The organism is Hymenobacter gummosus (genome assembly GCF_003970915.1).
Lineage (GTDB): Bacteria > Bacteroidota > Bacteroidia > Cytophagales > Hymenobacteraceae > Solirubrum > Solirubrum gummosum.
Window position 1 is genome coordinate 145,011 of record NZ_RXOF01000006.1, and the last position, 19,083, is coordinate 164,093.

At 63.6% G+C, this 19,083-nt stretch carries 19 protein-coding genes; 10 read left to right on the forward strand and 9 right to left on the reverse strand.

What is annotated here, in order from left to right:
- Positions 1-11 precede the first annotated feature (11 nt).
- Complete coding sequence (locus EJV47_RS12340) at positions 12-434, forward strand: hypothetical protein (RefSeq protein ID WP_126693460.1); 423 nt, start codon at positions 12-14, stop codon at positions 432-434.
- The gene (locus tag EJV47_RS12345) at positions 431-1,384 is read left to right on the forward strand and encodes a J domain-containing protein (RefSeq protein ID WP_126693461.1); all 954 of its coding nucleotides are present in this window, start codon (positions 431-433) and stop codon (positions 1,382-1,384) included. Before EJV47_RS12340 ends, EJV47_RS12345 begins: the two co-directional genes overlap by 4 nt.
- A 78-nt stretch (positions 1,385-1,462) precedes the next feature.
- Here the strand turns inward: EJV47_RS12345 and EJV47_RS12350 are convergent, their stop codons facing one another.
- Together EJV47_RS12350 and EJV47_RS12355 are read right to left on the reverse strand one after the other, a co-directional pair.
- Complete coding sequence (locus EJV47_RS12350) at positions 1,463-2,230, reverse strand: TerC family protein (RefSeq protein WP_243651134.1); 768 nt, start codon at positions 2,228-2,230, stop codon at positions 1,463-1,465.
- Positions 2,231-2,332: 102 nt separating this feature from the next.
- Positions 2,333-2,830, reverse strand: coding sequence for a YajQ family cyclic di-GMP-binding protein (locus EJV47_RS12355; RefSeq protein ID WP_126693462.1), 498 nt, complete (start codon positions 2,828-2,830; stop codon positions 2,333-2,335).
- Between the two features lie 138 nt (positions 2,831-2,968).
- Here EJV47_RS12355 and EJV47_RS12360 point away from each other — a divergent pair, with 138 nt between their 5' ends.
- Both EJV47_RS12360 and EJV47_RS12365 read left to right on the forward strand, forming a co-directional pair.
- Entirely contained in the window at positions 2,969-3,427 is a 459-nt protein-coding gene (locus tag EJV47_RS12360) for a GNAT family N-acetyltransferase (protein WP_165903729.1), read from the forward strand.
- Between the two features lie 83 nt (positions 3,428-3,510).
- Positions 3,511-3,999 carry a PaaI family thioesterase gene (locus tag EJV47_RS12365; protein ID WP_126693464.1) on the forward strand — a complete coding sequence of 163 codons (489 nt, stop codon included), beginning with the start codon at positions 3,511-3,513 and terminating at the stop codon, positions 3,997-3,999.
- Positions 4,000-4,112: 113 nt separating this feature from the next.
- Here the strand turns inward: EJV47_RS12365 and EJV47_RS12370 are convergent, their stop codons facing one another.
- The 3 genes from EJV47_RS12370 to EJV47_RS12380 form a co-directional block, all read right to left on the reverse strand.
- Positions 4,113-5,093 carry an NYN domain-containing protein gene (locus EJV47_RS12370; RefSeq protein WP_126693465.1) on the reverse strand — a complete coding sequence of 327 codons (981 nt, stop codon included), beginning with the start codon at positions 5,091-5,093 and terminating at the stop codon, positions 4,113-4,115.
- 400 nt (positions 5,094-5,493) lie between these two features.
- Positions 5,494-6,237: a metal-dependent hydrolase gene (locus tag EJV47_RS12375; protein WP_165903730.1), complete on the reverse strand. Its 744-nt coding sequence runs from the start codon at positions 6,235-6,237 to the stop codon at positions 5,494-5,496.
- 154 nt (positions 6,238-6,391) lie between these two features.
- Complete coding sequence (locus EJV47_RS12380; RefSeq protein ID WP_126693467.1) at positions 6,392-7,396, reverse strand: LamG-like jellyroll fold domain-containing protein; 1,005 nt, start codon at positions 7,394-7,396, stop codon at positions 6,392-6,394.
- Between the two features lie 198 nt (positions 7,397-7,594).
- On the opposite strand from EJV47_RS12380, the gene mfd reads away from it, so the two are divergent.
- Positions 7,595-11,161, forward strand: a complete 3,567-nt coding sequence (gene mfd, locus EJV47_RS12385; protein ID WP_243651136.1) for a transcription-repair coupling factor — start codon at positions 7,595-7,597, stop codon at positions 11,159-11,161.
- 233 nt (positions 11,162-11,394) lie between these two features.
- Here the strand turns inward: mfd and EJV47_RS12390 are convergent, their stop codons facing one another.
- Together EJV47_RS12390 and EJV47_RS12395 are read right to left on the reverse strand one after the other, a co-directional pair.
- Entirely contained in the window at positions 11,395-12,003 is a 609-nt protein-coding gene (locus tag EJV47_RS12390; protein WP_165903731.1) for a DUF4276 family protein, read from the reverse strand.
- Between the two features lies 1 nt (position 12,004).
- The gene (locus EJV47_RS12395; RefSeq protein ID WP_165903732.1) at positions 12,005-13,273 is read right to left on the reverse strand and encodes an AAA family ATPase; all 1,269 of its coding nucleotides are present in this window, start codon (positions 13,271-13,273) and stop codon (positions 12,005-12,007) included.
- A 418-nt stretch (positions 13,274-13,691) separates the two neighbouring features.
- On the opposite strand from EJV47_RS12395, the gene EJV47_RS12400 reads away from it, so the two are divergent.
- The 3 genes from EJV47_RS12400 to EJV47_RS12405 all read left to right on the forward strand — a co-directional run bounded on the left by EJV47_RS12400 (position 13,692) and on the right by EJV47_RS12405 (position 14,849).
- Positions 13,692-13,883: a hypothetical protein gene (locus EJV47_RS12400; RefSeq protein ID WP_126693470.1), complete on the forward strand. Its 192-nt coding sequence runs from the start codon at positions 13,692-13,694 to the stop codon at positions 13,881-13,883.
- Between the two features lie 40 nt (positions 13,884-13,923).
- Positions 13,924-14,058, forward strand: coding sequence for a hypothetical protein (locus EJV47_RS28890; RefSeq protein ID WP_279389060.1), 135 nt, complete (start codon positions 13,924-13,926; stop codon positions 14,056-14,058).
- Between the two features lie 68 nt (positions 14,059-14,126).
- Positions 14,127-14,849 carry a hypothetical protein gene (locus tag EJV47_RS12405; RefSeq protein WP_126693471.1) on the forward strand — a complete coding sequence of 241 codons (723 nt, stop codon included), beginning with the start codon at positions 14,127-14,129 and terminating at the stop codon, positions 14,847-14,849.
- Positions 14,850-15,282: 433 nt separating this feature from the next.
- Here EJV47_RS12405 and EJV47_RS12410 read toward each other — a convergent pair whose 3' ends face one another.
- Positions 15,283-15,663 carry a DUF5615 family PIN-like protein gene (locus EJV47_RS12410; protein WP_165903733.1) on the reverse strand — a complete coding sequence of 127 codons (381 nt, stop codon included), beginning with the start codon at positions 15,661-15,663 and terminating at the stop codon, positions 15,283-15,285.
- Positions 15,660-15,890, reverse strand: coding sequence for a DUF433 domain-containing protein (locus EJV47_RS12415; RefSeq protein WP_126693472.1), 231 nt, complete (start codon positions 15,888-15,890; stop codon positions 15,660-15,662). Before EJV47_RS12415 ends, EJV47_RS12410 begins: the two co-directional genes overlap by 4 nt.
- 578 nt (positions 15,891-16,468) lie before the next feature.
- Here EJV47_RS12415 and EJV47_RS12420 point away from each other — a divergent pair.
- Both EJV47_RS12420 and EJV47_RS12425 read left to right on the forward strand, forming a co-directional pair.
- Positions 16,469-17,176, forward strand: coding sequence for a hypothetical protein (locus EJV47_RS12420; RefSeq protein ID WP_126693473.1), 708 nt, complete (start codon positions 16,469-16,471; stop codon positions 17,174-17,176).
- A 252-nt stretch (positions 17,177-17,428) separates the two neighbouring features.
- On the forward strand, positions 17,429-19,048 hold the full coding sequence (locus EJV47_RS12425; protein ID WP_126693474.1) for a hypothetical protein: 1,620 nt from the start codon (positions 17,429-17,431) through the stop codon (positions 19,046-19,048).
- Positions 19,049-19,083: the final 35 nt, after the last annotated feature.

Genomic DNA, 19,083 nt, shown 5'->3' on the forward strand with positions numbered 1-19,083 from the left:
GTCCGTTACCCATGCCTGATTCCGCTACCCCTGCCCTCGACGACGCACTGCGGCAGCTGCGCCCCGCTGTGGCCCTGGCCCCCGAAACGCCCGCCGACGATTTGCTGCACCGGGCCCTGCGCCCCATCCTGAAGCTGCACAACGAACGGCTGCTGCAGCTGGTGGCCGATTTTGCCCGCGACTACCGCCTGCCCCTGGCTACGGCTGCCCCCGCCGACCAGCAGCGGCTGCTGGATGAGCTGCTGCGCCGCAACGCCCGCCTGCAGCACACCGCCGCCGGCTTGGTTACGGCCCTGCTCACGAGCGAGGAGTACGCCTACTACCGCCAGTACCGCCCCGAGGTACACCGCCGCCTGCTGGAGCTGCTGCGCCAGCGCGTACTCAGCCAAACGGCCGCGGTGGTAGCGTTGGCGGCCGAAGCCGGAACGCCGTGACGACGTACTACCAGATTCTGGAGCTGCCCGAGCAGGCCTCGGCCGAGGACATCCGCCGGGCTTATCTGCGGCTGGTGCGCCTCACCCACCCCGACCGCACCCCCGACCCGACGGCCCACCGCCGCTACCTGCTCGTCAACGAGGCCTACGACACGCTGCGCCAGCCCAACTTGCGGGCCCGCTACGACGCCAACCTGGCCGCCGCCCGCCAGCCGCCGCGCCCCGCCCCGCCCCGCTTTGCCCAGCCCTTCGGCGGCAATGCCTACCAGGTACTGCGTGTGCCCTACTCGGCCACGCCCACCCAGATTGAGCAGGCCTACCAGCGGCTGCGCCAGCAGCTGGGCGCCGTGCCCACCGACCCCGGCCTGCGCGCCTACCTGCATCAAGTAGAGCACGCCTACGCCACGCTCAGCAGCCCGCAGCTGCGCCCCGCCCACGATGCGCGGGTGCGCGGGCAGCGCCCCCGGCCCGCCGCCGACCCCTACGCCCAGGCGTACCGGCGGCTGCTACCCTACGCCCGCCCGGTGTGCTGGGCGCTGGCGGCGTTTTTCCTGCTGCTGGTCGTCGACCGTAACCTCACCGTATCTTTCCCCAACGAGCCGGTGCAGGAGCTGCGCTGCGAATCCAGCTCCTACTGCTGGGTGCAGACGCCCAATGCCACGTTCAAAGTGCGGGATGCCAGCGAAACCGACCGGTTCGACGTGGAGCGCAGCGCCCTGTTTCGCAAAGTGCGCGGCTACCAGCGCCGTCTGGCCGCGGGCGGCCGCGAGGACTACGTCGACTACTCCGAGAATACCATCTACGGGTTTGCCTTCCTGTTTCCGCTGGTGATGGGCCTGTGCGCCGGCCTCGGCAGCTGGCCGCGCAGCTCCGCCCGCCGCACCGTCGACTGCGCCATTATCAGCACGATGCTAAGTTTGATTGCCTTCTACCTGCTCACGGTGCTCTGACAGGCAGGCTCCAACGACAGCGCGGCCCGCCCCGAGGTATCGGAGCGGGCCGCGCTGTTTCTTGGACTACCGGCGGGCTTAGTCGAAGCGGGAGTCGCGCAGCTGCACGGGCTCCGCCTGCTTGCGCAGGCGCATGTTCAGCAGCTCCACCACCAGCGAGAAGGCCATGGCAAAGTAGATATAGCCTTTCTCGATTTCCTTGTGGAAGGACTCCATTACCAGCATCACCCCGATCATAATCAGGAAGGACAAGGCCAGCATCTTGATGGTGGGGTTGCGGTTGACAAAATCCGACACCTTGCCCGAGAAGGCCAGCATCACACCCATGGACAGCACCACGGCCACAATCATGATGAGCACGTTGTCGACCAGGCCCACGGCGGTCAGGATGGAGTCGAAGGAGAAGACGATGTCGATGAGCACAATCTGCACGATGATGCGCCCCATGGAGCTGTAGGCCTTGCCCTCGGGGCCGTGTTCTTCCTCGCCCTGCAGCTTGGTGTGTATTTCGGTGGTGCTCTTGCCAATCAGGAACAGGCCACCGATGAACAGGATAATGTCGCGGCCGGTCACGCCGAAATCGTGCTCGGCCCAGGGCACGTCGATGGAAAACAGCGGGGTTTTCAGGCCCACAATCCACGAAATACTCAGCAGCAGGCAGATGCGAATCAGCAGGGCCAGCACCAGGCCGATGGTGCGGCCCTGCTTCTGCTGGGCCGGGTCGAGCCGGTTGACGACGATGGAAATAAAGATGATGTTGTCGATGCCCAGCACGATTTCCATGAACGTGAGGGTCAGCAGACTCACCCACGCCTGCGGGGAGCTAAAAACGGAGAAGTCAAACACCTTGTTGGCGGTTAAATGGTCAGATGGTTAAATGGTTGGCCCCATGTAGCATCCGGCTGACGTTGAACGAGCAGCCATTCAGCCATGCAGCCATTTGACCATTTAGCTTTTCATGTTCACGAACTGCAGGGGCTGGCCGATGGTGGCCGCGTTCTGGCGCAGCAGGGCAATGACGGCCTGCAGGTCGTCGATTTTCTTGGCCGTGACGCGCAGCTGCTCGCCCTGAATCTGGGCCTCCACCTTCAGCTTGGAGTCCTTGATGAGCTTCTGCACCTTGCGGCTCAGGTCCTTGTCGATGCCGGCGCGCACCTTCAGCTTTTTCTTGATCAGCGCCCCCGACGCTTCCTCCTCGGCCGAAAAGTCCAGGCTGGTCGGGTCGATTTGCTGCTTTACCATGCGGCCCATCAGAATGTCCTCCAGAGACTTCACCTTCATCGAGTTTTCCGACGAGATGGTGATGATGTTGTTGGCCTTGTCCAGTTCGATACCGCCCTTGGTGTCGCGGAAGTCGTAGCGCGTCAGCAGCTCCTTTTTGGCGTTGTTGACGGCGTTTTCCAGGGTTTGCGGGTCTACTTTGCTGACGATGTCGAAGGATGCCATGCGCGGGGGAAGCTAGTGGGAAAAGTGGCGGGCGGCGCAGGCCGCGCCGTTGGGCCGGCAAAGTTGGCTATTTTGCCTTAAAGCACCAGCGCCGCGCCTCCGGCGGGCATACGCAACTGCCTTTCCCCGGTTACTGTCGTGACTACCCAGCCTCCTTCCCCCGTCGAGCCGCCCCGCAGCCCCGCCGACTGGGCCGCCTACTATCTGCTGCGCTACCGCGTGCTGCGCCAGCCCTGGCAGCAGCCTCCCGGCTCGGAGCGCGCCCCCGACGACGAGGCGCCCACCACCATCCACGCCCTTTGGCGTGCCCCCAGCGGCGCCGTGGGCGGCGTGGCCCGCCTCAGCCCCGGCAGCAGCCCCGGCCAGGCGCAGGTGCGCTACATGGCCGTGGAGCCCACCTGGCAGGGCCACGGCGTGGGCCGGCAACTGCTGCAGTATCTGGAGGCCGCCGCCCGCCAGCAGGGCTACGCCGAAATCATCCTGCACGCCCGCGAAGCGGCGGTAGGCTTCTACCAGCGGCTGGGCTACCGCGTCGTCGAGCCTTCGCACACGCTGTTCGGCGTGATTCACCACTTCCTGATGCAGAAAACGCTCTAGCCAGTCTGCCCGGGCGGCCCCGGGCTCAGCGCCCCCCTGCCCGACTCCTACCCTCTTACCCGCACCCCCTCCTACCCTACCCCATGCCCGAGCTTCCCGACGTCGCCACGCTGGTGGCCCTCTACGAGCAAATCAACCACTACGGGCGCGCCAACGGCATGCGCCTGACCGTGCACCGCCCCGGCGCGGTGAGCTACCGCATGCAGGTGCAGGAGCAGCACCTGTCCTCGCCCGGGGCGGCCCACGGCGGCGCCATTGCCGGCCTGATGGATGCCGTGCTGGGCGCCGCCGCCCTCACCCGCGCCTTTATCGACCAGGAATTTGTTTCCACCGTCGAGTTCAAGCTCAACTTCCTGCACCCCGTGCGGCCCCACGACGAGCTGCTGGCCCACGCCGAAGTGGAGCACCACGGCAAGAGCCTGGTGGTGGTCAACGGCCGCATCGAGTGCCCGGCGCGGGGCGTGGTAGTGGCACTGGGGCTGGGCACCTTCAACCGCTACCCCGCCACCAAGCGCGAGTTTGTGCAGGCCATGGCCGAACAGCTGGGCTTGCCCAAGTCCGACGAGGTATAACCACCCCGCGTACCCGCCCAAACGCACCGCCGCCGGACGCGGCCGTTTCCTGCGGAAGGAAACGGGCCGGTCCGGCGGCGGCTATGTACCGGGCTGGAAAGGGCGGGTGTAACTTAGAGCGACTCCGACTCGGCCGATTCCGGCTCGTGGGAGTATTCGCCCTCAGCGGGGGCTTCGACTTTGCGCACGTTGCGGGCGCAGTCTTCGTTGCGGTGGTTGCGGCCGACGGTGAATTCCACCCAGTCGCCTTCGTGCAGCTCGTTGAAGTCCTGGCCGTCGGCCATGTCCGCGTACGAGAAGAACAGGTTGTTGGGCGGCATCACCACGAAGCCGTAGCCGTTCTTGAGGTTCTTGATGGTGCTGATGCCGATGGAGCCTTCCGGCCCGGCGGCCGAGGGCACGTAGGGCTTCGGCGTGGCCACGTTCGGGAAGGGCGAAGGCTCGGGCTGGTTCACGAACAGGTTGTCCACCAGCTCGCCGCCGCGGTTGCTGTCGATGACCTCGTTCATGGCCACGGCGTAGTTCACCGTTTCGAGCAGCAGCTGCGAGGGGCGCGTTACGCGGTTTTCGCCTTTGAAGTCGGTGTACTTGAAGTCCCAGCTCAGCAGCATCACGCGGGTGCCCAGCGTGTTCAGCTTCTTGATCAGCGGCACGTAGTCCGAGTCGCCGGCGATGAGCACCACCACGTCGAGGTGCTTGTGCATGGCCAGGTCGAAGGCTTCGAGGGCCAGCCACACGTCCACGCCTTTTTCCTGCAGGCGGCCGTCGCGGGTCTTCAGCGGCATGTAGTGCGTTTGCACCGACATGTTCATCAGAATATCGTCGAGCAGACGGTCGTGGAACAGGCGGTCCTTGTCGCGGGCTTCGGTGGCCGACAGGCGGCCGCGGAAGAAGTGTGGCTCGGTGATTTGGGTCAGGCGGACATCTGCATCTTCGTCCTCGGCCACTTGGTGGCGGATGAACTCGTGCAGGCCTTCCAGGCTGATGCGGGCTTTCCGGTCGTGCTGGAAGTAGTAGTAATCACTGATCTTGAGGAAATAGTTGCCGTCGTAAAAGACGCCTATCCGGATCAGCGGGCTATGAATGTGACTCATGATTGCGAGGTGTGTGCAAGAGGGTAAGAGGAGAGGACGGAGGTTCCGGGCCCGGTAGCCGGAAGTGGCCAAAGGTACAAAGACATAGTGAAGTTTGGATGGATTAGGGGTGCAAGATACTCAAAACGAAATACCATGATTTATCCCTGAATAATACCAAGAATAGTAGCGCTTGCGGCTGATAGTTAGCTACTGACTCTTCCATCAGGGCAAGGTTGCAGCCGGGGCCAGGCTACCCGGTAGTAGCCCGTTGCGGCCTAAGCTAACAGCCTCGTCACGATTCCGCCTGAGGGTGCAATGTTACAAAACCCAGCCAATACGCAACCACTAACCGGCGAATTTGTTGATTGCCGCCCGGTTTAACCGACGCGACGTTTGTGTTTTTCCCAAAAAGGGAATCTCAGCCCAGTTGGTAGCGCTGCCACCACAACAAGGCTATCAGCAACCCGTAACCGGCACAAATCCCGATTTCCAGCAGGTTGCCCGCCGCCGAGCCGGTCGATATCAGCGGCAGCTTGACGGCGTAATCCGACAACGGCAGCAAGTAGCGCACACCCGATTTGGTAAGCGTGTCGGCCAGCAGGTGCGAGAGGTAACCAGCGCCGGCGTAGGCAGCCACGCCGTGCCAGCCCAAATCCTTATTGGCCAGGTGGCCGATATAGGTCCAGAGCGCGGCAGCCCAGATGGTGTGCGTAAAGGAGCGGTGCGAGGTAAATGGTGCCGCCGCCACAAAAGCGCCGAGCAAACTCAGCCACAGAAACTGCCAGTACAGCCCTGCGCCCACCGCCACCACGCCCGTGAATAGCAGGGCCAGCTTGCGCGCCGACTGGTTTTGCATGGCCATGCCGATCAGGAACATCGACAGGGCGCCGGTGAAGGCCACGCGCTGGTTGGGGCCGGGCGGCAGGTTCAGGTAGGCGTACACGGCCAGCAGCACGGCCGCCGCGGCAAAGGCCCAGCGCACGTAGTTCTGCATGAAGCCCATGCGCTTGCTCAAGCGGGAGTTGGGGTGGTCGAGGTCGGGGGCGAGGGAGGAAAAGCCGGCCAGGGCAATGCCGGGCAGGGAAAAGCGCACATCGGGCACGACGGCCGCAATGCCGACGCCGGTAATCAGGCCAATAGCTAAGTGAGAAGAACCGCGCACTAATGGAGCTGGGTGAAGTATGGGCCGAAGGTACGGCCGGGCGGGGCTATGGCCGCAAGTATTTCCGACCAACCCCGGCGTTTTCCATCCGGATGGGGCGGAAAGGTCGCCTAATGGATTCTTGGCACAGAAGCTACTGTAGCAGCAACTGCGTTTACCCGCCCCAACCATTACCCTGCAGCCGCACTGCGTACAGGCCGGCGGGCAGGCCAGCAACGGGTACGGGCAGGATTGCACCGGGCGTCACGCTCACCGCTTGCCGCCGCACCACCCGCCCGAGGGCGTCGGTGATGCTGAGGCTGGCGGTGCCGCGGGCTTCCGGGCCGGGCTGCAGGTAGCAGGTGCCCTCCGCGGCCGGGTTAGGATACACGCTCAACGACAAATGCCCCGGGCTTGGGCGCGTAGCTGTAGGGGTAGCGCCGGCCAGCGTAGCTATTTCCGCGTCGCTCAGGGTCCGGTTGTAGATGCGCAGCTCGTCCAGAATGCCGTTGAGGTAACTCACGCCCAACAGGCTGCCGCCCCGCATAGTACCGATCTGCAGCGGTAGGGTGTTGGGGATAAAGCGGACGTTGGCAGCCTGCTGGCTTAGTAGTTGCCCATTGAAATAATGCCGAACTATACTACCATCGTAGCTCAGCACTACATGCGTCCATGGGGCAGTATGGTTCCACGGCTGGCCGCCACTCAAATCGGCGCACTGCGACTGTGCAAAGCCGTTCGCCGCAATGCCGTAGCAGCCAGGGCGGGCCGTCCAACTGAAATACAAGCCCATTCCGTACTGACTCACAGAGCCTGCGACATCTGCTTTTTCCAGAATGGGGTCTGATAGCGCCTGGCTGCTGCCGTAACTAGCCCCGGTAATGCGTATCCAAACCGCAATGCTGAGCTGCGTAGTTGGGGTAGCGAGGGAGGCTGAATGTGGCATGGTGATATACCCGCCCATGCCGGAGTTGAATAGCATAGCTCGCCCGATGGAGCCGTTCCGGTCGAGGGTCGGCATTACTAGGCCCGTCAATGTACCGTGGTTACCGTTGCCACTGACGTCGCGGGCGTCGCCATCGAAGGGGTAATGGGCCACGAGGCCCTGCTGCAGGTTGACTTGGGCCGGCAGGCTCATGGGCAACAACAGCAAACTCAGAAATGGTAGTAGTCGGCGCATACGCGGAGGGTAAAAGTCTGAATCAGAACTCGATGAACACAGACCGATCGGGCGCCAAAATCGTGCCCGAACTATATAACCCGCGGCCCCGCTCTTACCGGAAACTTTCGCCCCGCCGCCGTGGTATGGTAAGACGCGCCCGACCGGAATACCATCCGGCCGGGCTTCTACCTTTGCCCCTCCCCTAGCCGCTTCGCCGTGCAGACCTCCGAATTCCTCCGCCTCTACTCGCTCGACACCGACATCCAGACCCTGGCCCTGAACCTCAAGCCCGGCGTCGAGGACGCGGCCGGCCAACGCTTCCACCTGCGCGGCCTCGTCGGCAGCCAGGACGCGGTGGTGGCCGCCACCCTGCACCTGGAGCGGCCCGACGAGCATCTGGTCTTCATCCTGCACGACCGGGAGGAAGCCGCCTACTTCGCCTCCGATTTGCAGCACCTGGTGGGCGAGCGGGAGGAAGTGCTGACTTTCCCCAGCTCCTACAAACGCTCCTACTCCTTCGACGAGACGGAAAACGCCAACGTGCTCATGCGCGCCGAGGTGCTGAACCGCCTCAGCGGCAAAACCTCACCCCCTGGCCCCCTCTCCAAAAGAGAGGGGGTGCGTTCTGACGGAAAAAAATCAACGAACGAAAAGGATAAAAAAGAGTCGCCCGGCTCCCCCTCTCTTTTGGAGAGGGGGTCGGGGGGTGAGGTCCGCGGCGCCCTCATCGTCACCTACCCCGAGGCGCTGAGCGAGAAGGTCATCAACCGCCAGAGCCTGGTGCAGAATACGTTCAGCACCAAAGTCGGGGACCGGCTGGACGTGAACTTCCTGGGCGAGCTGCTGGCCGAGTACGACTTCGAGCGCACCGACTTCGTGTACGAGGCCGGGCAGTACGCCGTGCGCGGCGGCATCGTCGACGTGTTCAGCTACGCCAACGAGCTGCCCTACCGCATCGAATTGTTCGGCGACGAAATCGACTCCATCCGCACGTTCAACCCCGAGTCGCAGCTGTCGGTGGAGCGCAAGGAGCAGATCAGCATCGTGCCGAACGTGCAAACCAAGCTGCTCACCGAGAAGCGCGAGGGGTTCCTGGAGTTTTTGCCGGCCAATACCGCCATCTGGACCAAGGACGTGCGCCAGCTGCTCGACGTGGTGGGCGAGCAGTTCGACAAGGCCGAGCAGAACTTCAAAACCGTGCTGGAAGAAGGCCACGGCGTCAAAATCGTGTCGAAGCCGGAGGAGCTGTTCGAGACGACCAAGGCGCTCAAGAAGCACCTGGAGCGGTTTCCGGTGCTGGAGTTCGGCAAGCGCTTCTACTACAAGGAAGCCGAGCAGGTGCAGTTTACCTCCAAGCCCCAGCCGTCCTTCAACAAGGACTTTTCGCGCCTGACCAAGAACCTGCTCGAAAACCAGCAGCGCGACTTCACCACCATCCTCACCGCCGAATCCATGCGGCAGCTCGACCGGCTGCGCACCATCTTCGACGAGCTGGGCCGCGAAATCCGCTTTCAGCACCTGGCTTTGGGGCTGCGCGAGGGCTACATCGACGAGGAACGGAAGCTGCTGGTGTACACCGACCACCAGATTTTTGAGCGCTACTACCGGGCCCAGGAGAAGCGCAAGTTCAGCAAGAAAAAGGCCCTTACCCTCAAGGAGCTGCGCACCCTGCAGCCCGGCGACTACGTGGTACACCAGGACCACGGCATTGCCCGCTTCGCCGGCCTCACGCAGGTGGAAATCAACGGGCACCAGCAGGAGGCTATCCGCCTGGTGTACCGCGACGACGACGTGCTGACCGTGAGCATCCACGCCCTGCACAAGATTGCCAAGTACTCGGGCGCCGAGGGCACGCCGCCGACCATGTCCAAGCTTGGGTCGCCGGAGTGGGAAAACAAGAAAAAGGCGGTCAAGAAGAAGGTCAAGGACATTGCCGCCGACCTCATCCGCCTCTACGCCAAGCGCAAGACGGCGCCCGGCCACGCCTTCGCCAAGGACTCCTTCATGCAGGCCGAGCTGGAATCGAGCTTTATCTACGAGGACACGCCCGACCAGGCCAAGGCCACCGAGGACGTAAAGCACGACATGGAGCAGCCCCACCCCATGGACCGCCTCGTGTGCGGCGACGTGGGCTTCGGCAAGACGGAAGTGGCCATCCGCGCCGCCTTCAAGGCCGTGGCCGACGGCAAGCAGGTGGCCGTGCTGGTGCCCACCACCATCCTGGCCATGCAGCACTTCAAGACCTTCCGCGACCGGCTGGGCGAGCTGCCCGTCACCGTCGACTACATCAACCGCTTCAAGACCACCAAGCAGGCCAAGGCCACCCTGCAGAAGGTGGCCGAGGGCAAGACCGACATCCTCATCGGCACGCACCGGCTCACCAACAAGGACGTGCAGTTCAAGCAGCTGGGCCTGCTCATCATCGACGAGGAGCAGAAGTTCGGCGTCAAGACCAAAGACAAGCTCAAGGAGCTGAAGGTGAACGTGGACACGCTCACGCTCACCGCCACGCCCATTCCGCGCACCCTGCACTTCTCCCTGATGGGCGCCCGCGACCTGTCGGTTATCAGCACGCCGCCGCCCAACCGCCAGCCGGTGCAAACGGAGCTGGCCGTGTTCGACGAGCACCTGGTGCGCGACGCCATTGCCCGCGAATTGAAGCGCGGCGGGCAGGTGTTCTACGTGCACAACCGCGTGAAGGACCTCACCGAGCAGGCTGCCATGATTCAGCGCCTGGTGCCCGACGCCCGCATCACCAGCATCCACGGCCAAATGGAGGGCGACGTGCTGGAAAAACGCATGATGCAGTTCGTGGAGCACGACTACGACGTGCTGGTGTCGACCAACCTCATCGAGTCGGGCTTGGACATCCCGAACGCCAACACCATCATCATCAACCGCGCCCACATGCACGGCCTCTCCGACCTGCACCAGATGCGCGGGCGCGTGGGCCGCTCCAACAAGAAAGCCTACTGCTACCTGCTCACCCCGCCCGTGGCCGGCCTGCCCTCCGACGCCCGCAAGCGCCTGAGCACCCTGGAAGAGTTTTCGGACCTCGGCGCGGGCTTCAACGTGGCCATGCGCGACCTAGACATCCGCGGCGCGGGCAACCTGCTCGGCGGCGAGCAGTCGGGCTTCATCAACGACCTGGGCTACGAAACCTACCACCAGATTCTCGACGAAGCCGTGCAGGAGCTCAAGGAAACCGAGTTCCGCGACCTGTTCCTGGGCGACACGACAGGCCGCCTCAAGGACGCTGCCGACTTTGCCCGCCCCCGCGAGTGCAACGTGGAAACCGACCTGCAAATCCTCATCCCCGACAACTACGTGGCCTCCGTTTCCGAGCGCCTGCAGCTCTACAGCAAGCTGGACCGCGCCCGGGAGCCCGAGGAGCTGCGCCGCCTGCTCACCAGCATGGTGGACCGCTTCGGCCCGCTGCCGCCCGAGGTGGAGCAGCTGGCCGACATCGTGCGCCTGCGCTGGCAGGCCTGCCGCGTGGGCTTCAGCAAAGTCTCGCTCAAGAAGGACACCCTCAAGGGCTACCTCGACGCGGGCGAAGGCCACGAGCCCTACTTCCAGGGCGAGCAGTTCGGCCAGATCCTGAACTACGTCCAAACCCACCCCCGCCGCGCCAGCATGAAGGAGCGCAAGGAGCAGCTCATCGTCACCATCACCGACGTGCCCGGCGTGCTGCCCGCCCGAGAGCTGATGAACGAGCTGGCCGTGGAATCCATGCCGCCGGTGGTGGCCACCGCTACCGTGTCGGATGATGACGAAGACTAAGCTAGAGCTACAGGCTAGTTCCCCTCCTCAGCTGATTCCGCGCATCAAGCGGCGGGGGGCTAGGGGCGGTTGACCCGATGCTAGAACAGCCCTAAGAACGTCATGCCGAGCTTGTCGAGGCATCTCGCGGGCTGAAGTCCGAGAGTACCCAGTCACATAAAAAGCGGCGTCTGCACCCTGCAGACGCCGCTTTTCTATTCTGTTGTCACATGACGGTCCCATAAGGCCTCCGTCTATTCCAGCCTTGCCAAACACTGCCGGAAGTACTGGAAGCTGGGTGAACTGTTCCGCGCTATATCCAGGTGCGGGGCAATAGTTTCGGCCCAACGCACTTTCGCTTTCGTAGCTTTCGGATCGGCTTTTTGCAGCACCCGCAGCAGCGTTTCCCAGGCTTCCGCCACGGTATCGGGGTTGTCGGGCAGACCGCTGAAGTGCTGGGGCCGCACCCGGGGGTAGGCCGCCTGAATAGCCAGCGGGTCACCCAAAAACCAGGCTTCTAGCTCCTGCACGGCCAGGGTATTCACCACGTAGAACGGCTGCTGCCCGGCCGCCTGCGCGTACGTTAGCAGCCCCGCCTCCGTAGCCGCCTGCTCTAGCTCCTGCCGCCGGCGCTCGGCTATGCCATCGGCATCCACCAGCACCACCACGCGCAAGTCCTGCTGGCCCGGCTGCTCCAGGCGCCGCTTATAGCCCTTGAGCACGGTCGTCAGCTGCTTGAGCAAATCCTGGCAGCCCCGGAACACCCGCAGCTTGGGGGTATAATGCGCCGGTAGTAGCCGGGGCAGCAGAATGCGTAGGGCCGCCTCCGCCGATTCCTCCTCCAACAGAAACTCGACCCGCATACTACTCCCGGATTGGCTGCGGGGAAAGCGGGGCCAGCGGGTCGCCCACGTCAAAGAAATTACGCTCCCAGAGGTAGCCCAGCGGGGAGCCTTCTTCCACCATCGCCACGACGTCGGGCAGGTCGGCCACCCGCGTGGCCTGCGTGTAGCCGTCGGGCCCCCGGTGCAGAATCCAGACCTGCGCCGGCTCCAGGGCATCCAGCAGCGCCGGCGAGTGGGTAGCCACCAGCAGCTGCCGCGTCTCGGTGGCCCGTCGCAGCTCCTCTGCCAGCCGGGGCAGCAGCCGCGGGTGCAGTTCGTTCTCGGGCTCCTCCAGCCCCAGCAGCCCCGCCGCCTCCGGCTCCCGCAGCAGCGTGAGCAGCGCCGTGAGCCGCAAGGTGCCATCCGACATGTACTGCGCCGGCAGCGGCTTCTCAAACGGCGCGTCCCGGAAGCGCAGCAGCAGCCGCTCGTCGGAAGTTACTTCCGTCAGCACCTCCGCCAGCGCCGGCACCTGCCGCCGCAGCTCCCCGATGAGACCCTGCAACACCTCGGGATGCTTCTGCTGCAGGTAATAGAGCACGTTGGGCAGGTTGTCGCCGCTGGGGGAAAGCCGCTCCCGCGGCCCGGCATCGACTACGCCTTTGGTGTGGTTATCGGTGAGGTGGATGTAGCGGTAAGCTTTTATAAAAAGAAAAACTTGGTTGACGACTTCCTCAAACTCACTACCGCCGCTGTAGAATCTGATGAAAGGCAGACTTAAACTATTTGCATCAGTACCAAACTGATTTAGATTCCCATTTAGCTGGCTGGGATAGATGGTAACATCTACCATCGAACTCTCATCCAGCGTGTCATTGACACTTTCTGGACTTCCTTCTGCATCAAAAATCAGGCGTTCAATTCCTTGTTCGTCTTTATGAGACAGACGCTCACTAAGCACTAACACCTTTTCTCGTGCTTCTACAAATTCGAGTGTGTACGCAAGCTGAGTAGTCGGATTATTGGTCGACGGAATATGTACCTCAAACTCAATCGGCCCCTCACTTCCCCGCGTCCGCATTCCCGCGAAGCGGTTCCGCTTCTCCCAGGCCTGCTGCAGATTCCCCGCTACCGCCTCCGCCAGAAACGCCAGCGCATCCAGCATCGTCGACTTGCCGCTGCCGTTTGGCCCCACCAGCACCGTCAGCGGCGTCAGGTCGCGCAGCTCCACGTCGCGCAGGGCGCGGTAGTTGCGGATGCGCAGGTACGTCAGGCGCGGCACCTGGGGCGGGGCTTCGGATTCGGACATGGTGGGTAGCGGGGTTTGCCACAAAGTACGCGCCTTGTCCCGAATGGTGCAGGGTGCCGGCCTCTCGTCACCATCACCGGCGTGCCCGGCGTGCTGCCCGCCCGCGAGTTGCTGAGCGGGCTGGCCGTAGAATCCATGCCGCCGGTGGTAGCTGCCGCTACCGTGTCGGATGAGGAGGACGAGGGGTAAGCGGCGGACATGAAGGGACATAAGCGGACACGGGCGGGCATGATGGCCGCCCGTGTCTGCTTTGTGATAAGCACCATACAGCACGTCATGCCGAGCTTGTCGAGGCATCTCGCGTGCTGACACCAGATAGTAAAATCAATTCTCACCCAGCCCATGCATTTCGTATCTTCGTAAACCTCAGCCCGCCGCAATCCTGACCAACAACGAACGGTTCAGCCAGCTCGAAGAAATGATGTCCGAAGCCCTCAAGCGTATCGACTCTACCCTGGAACAGCTGCGCCTCTCCGACGAGCGGCAACAGGTGATGCTGCGCGCCCTGATGCAGCAAACCGAAACCAACGCCGCCATGCTCCGCAAGCTGGCCGACCACGAAACCCGCCTCGGCAACCTCGAAAACCCCGACCCCAAAAACGCCGCGTAGACTTGCCGACTTGCTAGAAACGAAACGGCCGCCCCAGCAAATGGCGGCCGTTCTGTTTTCGCCAATAGTGCCCGGCGTGCTGCCCGCCCGCCAGCTGCTGAACGAGCCGCCCGTAGAATCCATGCCGCCGGTGGTAGCCGCGGCTGCCGTGTCGGATGACGAGGATGAGGGGTAGGCGGCGCTAGAATTAAATTTTAGTTTTGATTTGCCTTTCAAGTCGATTAATGATTAACCCTGTTCGAAATGAACCAACGCAATCAGGTTATTGAAGTCATGCGTCACAATGGTGGTTTCGCAACCTTACAATATCTGAATCAACATACAGATGTAAGTAAGTGGGCTACACGTACTCCTTTTGCGAGTATCCGTCGAATTGTGCAAACCTCGTCCGACTTCTTTAAGATTCGCCCAGGACTCTGGGCGTTGAGTGACATGCGCGAATTAGTCCTACAATACCTCCAGCTACAACCACAAGCAAATGAATATCAGCAGGCCGAATTTGACCATACTTACTATCAAGGATTGCTAGCCGAAATCGGCCAATGGCGTGGGTTAGATACCTATGTTCCTGCTCAAGACGGTAATCGACCTTTCTTAGGACAGCCATTACGCGAGGTCACCACATTATCTAACCTCCCTGCATTTAGCTATCCTCATGTGTTGCGCCGAGCGGCTACTGTAGATGTTCTTTGGTTCAATGCCCGACAGCTACCAGCAGCTATGTTTGAGGTTGAGCATAGCACTGACTTTCAGAATTCCTTTGCTAAATATCTCGACCTACAAGATTTTCGGGCGCAGCTTTGCTTAGTGGCGTCCTCTGTCAAACAACGCGAGTTTGCAGATAAATTGACGCGTACTGCTTTTGAGCCTCTACGGCCGCTTGTGCAATTCATCAGCTATGAACAAGTAGCTCAGTGGCACAGTAGTGAAAGTGTTCGTCAGAATAGCGTACCATCAGGTTTCTGAGAAATAACCAAACGGCCTTCGAGAATGAAGGCATCAACAGCGAAGCTCTGGCCACAGCTTGCGCATTCTACTCTTTCTACATCGCCACTGTCATCTGTTTCTACTAGTACTGCTCCATTTAAGCCCAAACGATAAGTACTAATACCGATAGACAGGCCATAAAACCTATTGTGCCCACAAGCGGGACAGGCTTTTTGAAGTTGAACTCGCATTATGGTCGAAATTTGATGAAAAACTGATCCTACGGATTTCTATTCATTCGTGGATCGAATCAATTTTCGTGACTGCTTTACTGCGGCTAAAGTATAGCTGTTGCCCAACCTAGCTACCTCAAGCGGCCCCCGCCTCCCCAGCCGCCCGCCCGGACCGCTGATGGCAGTGATGGGAAATGATAGCGCTGATACCGTGCAGGCCCGAACCCCGCCGCCAGATACTAACCACTCCCCCTCTCCTTTTCTGAGAGGGGGCCGGGGGGTGAGGCGCCCAGCGTCAGACAATACGTTTCCGTCGCCGGCGCCAGCTCCGCCTCAATGGTAGCTTGCTGCCGCAGGAGCAGCGCCGCCAGCGCGGCGGTGGGCTGGTTGCCGGTGCGCAAGAGCAGCACTTTGGGCGGGGCACCGCGCAGGGCGCTCAGCTCCGCGAAATCGTCGTCGTGGGTGACGATGACGAAATCATGCTGGCGGGCGTAGTCCCAGATGAGGCGGTCCGGGCGGCCGAGCAGGCCCAGGCGGCGCACCTGCTCCGAGCCAGGGAAGGCGGCGGCAATTAGCGCTACCACCCGGTAGGAGATGTTCTCGTCCAGGAGCAGCCTCATCCGGCGATGCGCAGGTGCCGTTCCCGGTCAGCGGCGTAGAGCAGGCAGGCCTGGATTTGTTCCCGGCTCAACTCGGGGAAGTCCTCGATGATTTCCTCCACCGACTGCCCGCCGCCCAGCCAGCCCAGCACGTCGGCTACGGCAATGCGCGTACCCGTCAGGCACGGCCGCCCGAAGCGGATTTCGGGGTCGATGGAGATGTAGTGCTGGTACGTCGGGGGAACCATAGCGCCGGGTTGAGGACTGAAATCAAAGTACGGGAAATTCAGCGGTTTCGCCCCCACAGCGCACTAGCAGCAAGCCGGCTCCACGCGCTACTAAAGCGGCCCCCGCCTCCCCAGCAGCCCGCCCCTAACCACTGATGGCAGTGATGGGAAAATGATGCCGCTGATACCCTGCGGCCCCAACCCTGCCGCCAGATATCAACCACTCCCTCTCTCCTCTTCATGTCGCGCATCAAGCGAGGTAGGGGGCCGGGGGGTGCAGCGCCCTACCAAGCCCGTAACAAGCCCAGCCAAGCTCCTAACAGCCTCCGCCAAACCCCTAGCAGCCTCCGCCCAACGCCTCACAGGCTCCGCCAAGCCCCTAGCAGGCTCCGCCAAACCCATCACAGGCTCTGCCCAACGCGTAACAAGCTGCGCCAAGCCCCTAGCAGCCTCCGCCCAACGCCTCGCAGGCTCGGCCAAACGCGTAGCAGGCTCCGCCAAGCCCGTAGCAGACCCGCACAAATAGTTACGCCGCGCATTCCTACGAACCCCGGATAATCATACCTTACTTCCTCACTAAATCCTTTTTCCCACGCATTATGAATGACAAGCAACGGGCCAAGCTAACCATGCTTCAAGCCGCCCTCGGCGTCCTCGATGACCACGCCGACCTCTTCACCCCCAACAAAGCCTTTGGCAAGGCCCACCAGGAGCTATCAGCCCTGGTAGCCCGCCTCGACCCCACCGCCGAGCGGCAGCAAGCGGCCGTCACGCCCGAGCAGCCCGGCGCCGTCAAGAAGGCCACCCGGCTGCTGCTGGCCCAGCGCGCCGGCGACATGGCCGCCGCCCTCCTCGCCCTGGCCGACGAGCTGGCCGACATCCGCCTGCACACCGACAGCGACTACACCGAGAGCCAGCTCGCCCGCAAACCCGACGCCGACCTGCTGCGCATCGCCCAGAACCTGCACGCCCGCGCCACCGACCACGCCCAGGCCCTGGCCGAGCAGGACGTCACCGCCGACGAGCTGAGCGAGCTGCAAGCCGCCATCAACGCCTTCAAGGCCGAGCAGGCCGCCCCGCGCCTCACCGTCGCCGAAGGCAAAGCCCACAAGCAAGCCATCAACGCCGACCTGCGCCAGGCCACTGCCCTGCTCAAGAACCGCGTCGACAAGTTCATGGTCCGCTTCCGGCGCAGCCAGCCCCAGTTCCACACCGCCTACCAGTCGGCCCGCCAAACCATCAACACCGCCACCCGCCCCGGCAAAAACGACAAGCCCGACCCCGGCACCACCCCGCCCGCCGGCTAACCCCGGCCCCAAACCTCCCCCAAGCCGTCAGAACGCACCCCCTCTCCTTTTTCGGAGAGGGGGCCGGGGGGTGGGGTCCCGCCCCCGTTGCCCGTCCCTATCCGCTTCGCCCCTATTGCAACGCCTGTTACCGGCGCCCGGCCTCCCCTGCGGAAGTCGGGCGTCGTGCTATCCGCCCCTGCCCTACCTGCTTGTTTTTCAAGTACCTTGTCCGACCTTCGAATCCCCCACCCTACCCCCTCCCCTACTTGCATGAAACACCTTGTACTCACCGCCGGCCTCGCGCTGGCCGCCGCATCCCTGGCCCCGGCCCAGTCCGTGGGCGTGGGCACCGCCACCCCCGACGCCTCCGCCGCCCTGGAGGTCAGCAGCAGCGGCAAAGGGGTGCTGGTGCCGCGCGTGGCCCTCAGCTCCCTCACCGACGCCAGTACCATCGGCAGCCCGGCCCCCAGCCTGCTCGTGTACAACACCAACGCCGCCCTGAGCGGCGGCGCGGGCTACTACTTCAACGCCGGCACCGGCGCCGCCCCGCAGTGGCAGCGCCTCGTCACCCAGGCCAGCCTCGACGCCACCAACACCACCGTGACCAGCCTGGGCACCACCAGCTGGCGCACCACCGGCAACACCCTCACCGCCACCGGCCAGCTGGGCACCACCAGCAACCACCACGTGGACCTCGTCACCAACAACGTGGTGCGGGGGCGCCTGAGCAGCCTGGGCGAGTTTTTCTGGGGCGCCACCAGCACCGCCCTGGCCGGCGACCTGTTCAACGCCGTCAGCAACGCCACCTTCCCCTTCGCCCTGAACGGGTACAGCTCCTTCAACGGCAGCGGGGTGTACGGAGCCATCCAGGGCAGCAACACCACCCAGTTTGCCGCCGTGCAGGGCGAAAACAACTCCACCACCGGCGGGCCGAACACGGCCGGGGTGCGGGGCACCAACAGCAGCCCCAACGCCGGCACCGGCTTCCGCCTCCTGGCCAGCACCGGCCCGCGGGCGGGCGTCATCGGCAGCTTCAGCCAGTCGGGCACGTACAGCTTCGGCGTGGTGGGCAGCAGCCCCGGCGTCACCACCCGCACCGGCGGCCTCTTCGGCGACGATGGCGGCGTGGCCATGGGCAGCGTGGGCTATTTCGCCCAGAACAACCTGTTGGATTACTCGTTCTACGGCTTCGGCACGGCCCAGACGGTCGGCACCACCGGCGGCCGCGCCGCCGGCAGCCCCGCCTCGGTCAATACCCACATCGGGCTGGGGCTGGAAGGCGGGGTGATGGGCGGCTGGGTGCGCGGGCAGGTGTACGGCCTGCACGCCCGGGGCGAGCGGTACAGCCTCTACGTCGACGGCCCGGCCCTGACCAACCAGCCCCTCACCCAGCTGGCCGAGCGCCCCGACGGCTCCCGCGCCGCTACCTACGCCCCCTCCGCCCTCACCGCCGACGTCAGCGCCCGGGGCCGGGCCGAGCTGCGCGACGGCACCGCCTTTGTGGCCTTCCCCGCCGACTTCGCCGCCCTGCTCGGCAATCCGCAGGAAGCCACCATCACCGTCACCCCCACCGGCGACACCCGGGGCGTGTTCGTGGAGCGCGTCACCGAAACCGGCTTCTACGTGCGCGAAAACCAGCAGGGCCACTCCCAGGCCCCGCTGCACTGGACCGCCACCGGCCTGCGCCGCGACGCCCGCGAAGCCCCGCTGGCTCCCGAGCTGCTGACCCGGGACTTCGACCCGCGCATGCGCCGCCTCATGCACAGCGACGCCGACCCCAACGCCCCCACCCAGTACCTGTGGTGGGACGGCCAGCAGCTGCGCTACGACCAGCCGCCCGCCCGCGCCGCGGCCCCGGCACCCGCCCCCGCCACGCGCCCGCAGCCCTAAGCCGCCGCGCCCCGCCTCCCTTCTTGCCCCCGCCA

What these genes read in the sequence shown, in the direction of transcription:
- EJV47_RS12425 (WP_126693474.1), top strand. Translation starts at nt 17,429, where the DNA reads ATGAAACACCTTGTACTCACCGCCGGCCTCGCGCTGGCCGCCGCATCC.
- EJV47_RS28890 (WP_279389060.1), top strand. Translation starts at nt 13,924, where the DNA reads ATGGCGGCCGTTCTGTTTTCGCCAATAGTGCCCGGCGTGCTGCCCGCC.
- EJV47_RS12405 (WP_126693471.1), top strand. Translation starts at nt 14,127, where the DNA reads ATGAACCAACGCAATCAGGTTATTGAAGTCATGCGTCACAATGGTGGT.
- EJV47_RS12370 (WP_126693465.1), bottom strand. Translation starts at nt 5,093, where the DNA reads ATGAGTCACATTCATAGCCCGCTGATCCGGATAGGCGTCTTTTACGAC.
- EJV47_RS12395 (WP_165903732.1), bottom strand. Translation starts at nt 13,273, where the DNA reads ATGTCCGAATCCGAAGCCCCGCCCCAGGTGCCGCGCCTGACGTACCTG.
- EJV47_RS12420 (WP_126693473.1), top strand. Translation starts at nt 16,469, where the DNA reads ATGAATGACAAGCAACGGGCCAAGCTAACCATGCTTCAAGCCGCCCTC.
- EJV47_RS12390 (WP_165903731.1), bottom strand. Translation starts at nt 12,003, where the DNA reads ATGCGGGTCGAGTTTCTGTTGGAGGAGGAATCGGCGGAGGCGGCCCTA.
- EJV47_RS12380 (WP_126693467.1), bottom strand. Translation starts at nt 7,396, where the DNA reads ATGCGCCGACTACTACCATTTCTGAGTTTGCTGTTGTTGCCCATGAGC.
- EJV47_RS12365 (WP_126693464.1), top strand. Translation starts at nt 3,511, where the DNA reads ATGCCCGAGCTTCCCGACGTCGCCACGCTGGTGGCCCTCTACGAGCAA.
- EJV47_RS12415 (WP_126693472.1), bottom strand. Translation starts at nt 15,890, where the DNA reads ATGGTTCCCCCGACGTACCAGCACTACATCTCCATCGACCCCGAAATC.
- EJV47_RS12410 (WP_165903733.1), bottom strand. Translation starts at nt 15,663, where the DNA reads ATGAGGCTGCTCCTGGACGAGAACATCTCCTACCGGGTGGTAGCGCTA.
- EJV47_RS12340 (WP_126693460.1), top strand. Translation starts at nt 12, where the DNA reads ATGCCTGATTCCGCTACCCCTGCCCTCGACGACGCACTGCGGCAGCTG.
- EJV47_RS12355 (WP_126693462.1), bottom strand. Translation starts at nt 2,830, where the DNA reads ATGGCATCCTTCGACATCGTCAGCAAAGTAGACCCGCAAACCCTGGAA.
- EJV47_RS12400 (WP_126693470.1), top strand. Translation starts at nt 13,692, where the DNA reads ATGATGTCCGAAGCCCTCAAGCGTATCGACTCTACCCTGGAACAGCTG.